The following is a 6000-nucleotide window of genomic DNA, read 5'->3' as shown; positions in this document are numbered from 1 at the left end:
CGCTCCTCCGGGCTTGCCAGCAAGTCGTCGATGGTCTTCAGCTTGTACGCATCCATCGGGCTCGGTGCTTCGGGTTACGCTGTCTCAAGGGCCAGTCTAGCCCGCCTTGCCGCCGTGCGTCGCCGCCCGATTGTCGGCGTTGATCATGACTTCCGCCAGCAGCCGCCTGCCGTGGGATCGGCGTCCTCGCCGCGACAGGCCTCGATCGAAGTCTCCGCTCGTGGTCGTGGTCGTGGTCGGATACTCGACAACGACAACGACAACAACAACGACAACGACAACGACAACGCTCGACGACGACAAATAAAAGTGAATTGGGAGAAACGCTGTGCGAACAACCTCGGCTCTGAACAGGATGCCGACCCTCCAGAGACTGGATTTTTGTAACTGCGAGGTGCACGAAGCAGGTGAACAGGACTTGCTTGGGCGGCAGGGCAACACGCGCCCGGTCGCCTAGTGGCCCCCGGGGTGATGTACAGCCGATGCAGCACCGCATCGACGACGCGGCGCCGCGCGCTTGCCAGCGCTACGAGGACCGCTCACCGGCACGGTGCGGAAGCTGGAGCGCCGCGGCCTGCTGCAATACGAGGCCCGCGCTCGGCGCTACGACCTGCACCCGGTGGTGGGCGCCGTCGCCGCCGCCGATCTGGCCGGCGCCGACCGGGAGCGGCTCGGCCAGCGCGTGCTGGACCACTTCTTGTCCGTGCCCCATCGCCATTATGAACAGGCCGAGCGAGCACCTCGGCGAGGATGACGGTGCCGATGACGGTCAAACCGCCTCGCGCAGATGCATGTCGACATGGATGTCAGCGAATGGACAGATCAGGTGCCCGCCGGCCGTCTCTTCGATGAGCCCAAGGTCCAGCAGCACGGCGACATCCTCGCCAACGGTTTCGAGCGCCTGCCCTGCCCGGCGCGCCAGCGCGTCGATGGTCAGCGTCCCCTCTCGTTGCAGCACCTGAAGCAGCGCCCAGCGCCGCCCCGTCAGCCGGCTGAAGAAGGCGGCCGGCGTCTCGAAGTTCAGCGTTTCGCCCAAATACGTATCAGCAGCGAACGCGGCCGACGCCGCGTCCCGGAGCGCGCCGCGCCAGTCGGCATCGACGGTGATCGTCAGTCGTCGTGTCGCGTCTGCGGACCCCATCTCTCCACCTCGCGGAAGAAATCATCGATTAAGCGGTCCACGGTCGTGAACCTGTACGGCAGCTCTCGGTTGCCGATATGGCAATGATCGCCCTTGCCGCGCTCGTTGTCGAAACCGACGACGCGCTTGCCGTCGACCACGTATACGAGCCGATACTTGTAGCCGTGTGTTGTCGGCGGGAGAGGCTGGGGCACTCGCCAGACGATGAGCTCTACCCCGGTTCCGGTGGCGGAGATGCTCCGCCAACGCGCGATCAGCGTCGCCGACATGCGCGCATTACACCGGCCGCGGTTCCGAGGCGGCATCGACTGTCTGCGCCTCCTCCCGCGCCAACCGCCGCGCCACGTCCCCCGGTGAGCCGGTGCGCCTTGCCAGCAGGTCGTAGGCGACCGGCACGACGAACAGCGTGAACAGGGTTGCCGCGAGCACGCCGGCGAGGATCACGGTGCCGATGACGGTGCGGGTCTCGGCGCCGGCGCCGCTGCTCCACAACAGCGGCACGGAGCCGGCGGCGGTGGTGATGCCGGTCATGACGATGGGGCGCAGGCGCACGTCGGCGGCTTCCATCAGGGCGTCGCGGAACGCCTTGCCCTGGTCGCGGAGCTGGTTGGCGAATTCGACGATGAGGATGCCGTTCTTGGCCGACAGGCCCACCAGCATGATGAGGCCGATCTCGCTGTAGATGTTCAGCGTCTGGTCCGTGAGCCAGAGGCCGAGCAGGGCGCCGGCCATGGCCAGCGGCACGGTCAGCATGATCACGAACGGGTGCACCCAGCTCTCGAACTGGGCGGCGAGCACCAGATAGACGACGGCGACGCCGAGCAGGAACACGAACAGGATGCCGCCGCCGGAGCTGCGGAAGTCTTCGGACTGGCCCTTGTAGTCGACGATGGCCTGCTCGGGCAGATGCTCGGCGACCAGTTTCTCGAGGTACTTGAGCGCGTCGCCCAGGGCGAGGCCGTCGGCGAGGTTGGCCTCGATGGTGATGGCGCGCACCCGGTTGTAGCGGTTGAGGCTGCTGGAGTCGGCCATCTCGGTGACCCGCACCAGGTTGGAGAGCGGGATCAGCTCGCCGCTGCGCGCCGAGCGTACGTAGATGTTCTGAAGACTGGTTGGCGTGCGCTGGGCGTCGCGCTCGCCCTCCAGGATCAGGTCGTATTCCTCGCCGGCGTCGATGTAGGTGGTGACCTTGCGCGAGCCGAACATGGTCTCCAGCGTGCGACCGATGGTGCTGACGGTCACGCCCAAGTCCGCGGCGCGGTCGTAGTCGATGGCCACGCGCAACTGCGGCTTGGTCTCCTTGTAGTCCCAGTCGATGCCGATCAGGCCGGGATTGGACTCGTCGATCTCGGCGAGCAGGACGTCGCGCCAGGCGGCCAGCTCCTCGTAGGTGCCGCCGCCGATGACGAACTGCACCGGCTTGGCGATGCGGGCGCCGAAGCCCTGGCGCATGACCGGAAACGCGCGCACGCCGGGCAGGTCGGCGAGCTTGGCGCGGATCTCGTCCATGACCGCGAAGCTGGAGCGGCGCTCGCCGAAGGGGGCCATGACGATGATGACGATGCCGGTGTTGTAGCTCTCGCCGCCGCCGAAGTTGCGGGGCGCGCGCATCAGCACGCGGATGGCCTCGCCGGACTCGGCGTAGGGCAGGAGGCGGCGCTCGATCTCGTCCATGTACTGCTCCATGTAGCCGAAGGAGGCGCCTTCCGGGCCGTTCACCAGCAGGAAGAAGGCGCCGCGGTCCTCCTTGGGCGCGTACTCCTGCGGGATGTGCTGGAACAGCCACCCGGCGCCGGCGATGGTGGCCGCGAACAGCAGCCCGACGAGCCACTTCTGCTTAAGAAAGAACCGCAGCAGCATGCCGTAGCCGGCGCGCACGCGGGCGAAGACCCAGTCCACGCCGGCACTGAGGGTGGCGCGTCGGTGGGCTTGAGGCAGGATCTGGGAGGCCAGCATAGGCGACAGCGACAGCGCGACGAAGGTCGAGAAGCTCACGGCCGCGGCCATGGTGAGCGCGAACTCCGAAAACAGCCGGCCAACGTCGCCGCGCAGGAACGCGATCGGCACGAACACGGCCACGAGCACCACCGTGGTCGCGATGACCGCGAAGCCCACCTGCCGGGTGCCGCGAAAGGCCGCCACGAGCCGCGTCTCGCCGTATTGCTCCATGCGCCGGTGCACGTTCTCCAGCACCACGATGGCGTCGTCGACCACCAGGCCGATGGCCAGCACCAGCGCGAGCAGGGTCAGGATATTGATGGAGAAGCCGAGCGCCAGCAGCACCGTGAAGGTCGCGATCAGCGACACCGGGACGGTCACCGCCGGCACCAGCATCGCGCGCACGGAGCCCAAGAACAGGAAGATCACCAGCACCACCAGGAAGATGGCGATGCCGAGCGTCTTGTAGACCTCCTTGATGGCGTCCTTGACGAACACCGAGGTGTCGTAGGACTGCTTGATCTCCATGCCCTCGGGCAGGGTCGGGTTGATGCGGGCCATCTCCGCCTTGGCCAGGTCCGCGACGGCGATGGTGTTGGCGGTGGATTGCTTGATGATGCCGAGCCCGATCATCGGCACGCCGTTGCCGCGGAACACGGTGCGGTCTTCCTCGGTGCCGCGCTCGACCCGCGCCACGTCGCCCAGGCGTACCAGGTAGCCGTCCTTGCCGCGGGCGACGACCAGCCGCGCGAACTGCTCCGGGGTCTTGAAGTTGCGCTCGGTGCGGACGCTGAACTGGCGCTCCAGGGACTCGACACTGCCCGCGGGCAGCTCCACGTTCTCCGCCCGCAGCGCCTGCTCGATGTCGGCCACGGTGAGGCCGCGGGCGGCCAGGGCGTTGCGATCCAGCCAGACGCGCATGGCATAGGTCTGGTCGCCGCCGATGCGCACGCGGGCGACGCCGTCGAGCACCGAGAAGCGGTCCACCAGGTAGCGCCGGGCGTAGTCGGTGAGCTCCGGCACGGTCATCCGGTCGCTGACCAGGTTCAGCCACATGATGACGTCTTCGTTGCTGTCTACCTTCTGGATGTCCGGCGGCTCCGCTTCCACCGGGAGCTGATCGAGGATGCCGGAGACGCGGTCGCGGATGTCGTTGGCGGCGCCGTCGATGTCGCGGCCGATGTCGAACTCGACATTGATCGTCGAGCGGCCGTCCTCGGACTGGGACTCGATGGTCCGGATGCCCTCGACGCCGGCGATGCGGTCCTCGATGGGCTGGGTAATGCGGGTCTCCACCACGTTAGCCGCCGCGCCCGGATAGACGGTGTCCACCGACACCACCGGCGGGTCGATGTCGGGATATTCCCGCAGCGGCAGCCGGTCGAAGGCGACCAGGCCGAAGGCGACCAGCAGCAGCGACAGCACCGTCGCCAGCACCGGGCGGCGGATCGAGACATCGGACAGGATCATCGTGCCGCCCCGGCCGCGGTCGCGGGCTGGCCGGTGCCGCCAGGTGCATTGGCCGGCGCATCGCTCGGCATCTGCGCCAGCATCTCCGCGAGCGTGCGTGAGCCGTCGTCCACGGCCAGCACGGCCACCGGCTCGCCCGGCTTCGCCTTGTCGGCGCCGTGGGTGATGACCCGCTCGCCAGCGTCGAGGCCGCTTGTGACCTCGACGAAGCCGGGCCGGCGCGCAGCGATCTCTACCTCGCGGCGCTCGGCGACGGGCTGGCCGTCGTCACCGTCGGTCAGTACCAGCACGAAATGCGCCTCGCCCCGCTGCAACAGCGCCTCTTCCGGGATGGTCAGCCCCTGGCGCGGATTGCGCAGCAGGTCAACGCGCATCAGGATGCCCGGCCGCAGCAGCCGGTCAGGGTTCGGGATCAGGGCCCGCACCTGCACCGAGCGGGTCACCGGGTCGACGCGGGTGTCGATGGCCCTGATCTCGCCCGCGAAGATGCGCTCCCCCAGCGCGGGCGCGTGGGCCTCGATGGCCAGCCCCGGCGTCAGCGACGGCAGGAAGACGCTCGGCACGGCGAAGTCGAGCTTCATGACGCTGTCGTCGTCGAGCGTCGTGATGGCGTCCCCCGGCTCCACCAGTGCCCCGAGGCTGATGTTGCGCAGGCCCACGACCCCGGCGAAGGGCGCCCTCACCAGCCGGTCCTTCAGTCGCGACTCCACCGCCATCAGCGATGCCCGCGCTGTATCCAGGTCGCGCCGGCGCTCGTCCAGCAGCGACGCCGACGCCGAGCCGCTCGCGGCCAGCGACTGCACGCGCCGGAACTGCCGCTCCGCCTCCGCCACCCGCGCCTGCACCTCTTCCAGCAGCGCGTTCTCCTCGGCGCTGGTCATCTCCACCAGGATGTCGCCCTGACCGACGCGCTGGCCGTCGTCGAAATGGATCGCCGAGATGGTCTCGGTCACGTTGGCTGTGACGACCACGGACTCGTTGGCGCGCAGCGTGCCCAGCGCCTCCGTGCGGTCCGCCCAAGGCCCCTCTGTCGCCGCGGCGACGATCACGCCCGGACCCGCCGCGAGGGCGGCGCCGGGCAGCAGCAACAGGCAGAGCAGGACGTGCAGATTCGGGATTGTGCGCATGATCTTGAATTTGAGCGATTGATGGGCGGATCCGCTGCGTGCCGGCGGGCGCGGCGCGCCACAAGCCTATGGGACGAATCCGTCAGGATTGGTGCGACGGGGGCGCAAAGGGTTCCGCAACGGACACGAAACCGCAAGCGTGCCTACGCACCGTAGCCCGACGATGAGGTGACTGCGGGCGGGCCGATCCAGGTGTGCGTAGACACAGGCTGGCAGTCGTTGGGCGGCACGCTTCGGCTGCCGCCGGTGCCCCCGCGAGCCCGACACGCAACAGCTTTCCAGGCTCTTGGGGCACGTGTATACTCGATTCGTATAATCCCCCAC

6 protein-coding genes are annotated in these 6000 nt (G+C 68.3%); 2 read left to right on the top strand and 4 right to left on the bottom strand.

The features are described from left to right. The coding region (locus LJE69_RS19080; RefSeq protein WP_296927647.1) for a hypothetical protein at positions 1-387 on the top strand (387 nt) is incomplete at its 5' end. Positions 388-517: 130 nt separating this feature from the next. Beyond that, a complete protein-coding gene (locus LJE69_RS19075; RefSeq protein WP_296927646.1) occupies positions 518-754 on the top strand; it encodes a hypothetical protein in 237 nt (78 codons plus the stop codon). A gap of 15 nt (positions 755-769) precedes the next feature. Here LJE69_RS19075 and LJE69_RS19070 read toward each other — a convergent pair whose 3' ends face one another. Genes LJE69_RS19070 through LJE69_RS19055 form a run of 4 tightly spaced genes read right to left on the bottom strand, consistent with a single transcriptional unit; the run spans position 770 to position 5676 of the window. Then, positions 770-1141 (bottom strand): transcriptional regulator, encoded by a 372-nt coding sequence (locus tag LJE69_RS19070; protein WP_296927645.1) that lies wholly within the window; start codon positions 1139-1141, stop codon positions 770-772. After that, positions 1111-1410 (bottom strand): DUF6516 family protein, encoded by a 300-nt coding sequence (locus tag LJE69_RS19065; protein ID WP_296927644.1) that lies wholly within the window; start codon positions 1408-1410, stop codon positions 1111-1113. The genes LJE69_RS19070 and LJE69_RS19065 overlap by 31 nt, the downstream gene beginning before the upstream one ends. A 7-nt stretch (positions 1411-1417) precedes the next feature. Next, positions 1418-4549 (bottom strand): efflux RND transporter permease subunit, encoded by a 3132-nt coding sequence (locus LJE69_RS19060; RefSeq protein WP_296927642.1) that lies wholly within the window; start codon positions 4547-4549, stop codon positions 1418-1420. Continuing rightward, positions 4546-5676 carry an efflux RND transporter periplasmic adaptor subunit gene (locus LJE69_RS19055; protein WP_296927641.1) on the bottom strand — a complete coding sequence of 377 codons (1131 nt, stop codon included), beginning with the start codon at positions 5674-5676 and terminating at the stop codon, positions 4546-4548. The genes LJE69_RS19060 and LJE69_RS19055 overlap by 4 nt, the downstream gene beginning before the upstream one ends. Between the last annotated feature and the right edge of the window lie 324 nt (positions 5677-6000).

Origin of the sequence: Thiohalocapsa sp. (genome assembly GCF_022340605.1) — a bacterium.
GTDB lineage: Bacteria > Pseudomonadota > Gammaproteobacteria > Chromatiales > Chromatiaceae > Thiohalocapsa.
Note: the sequence above shows the minus strand (reverse complement) of the source record. Positions and strands in the feature narration are given on the sequence as shown.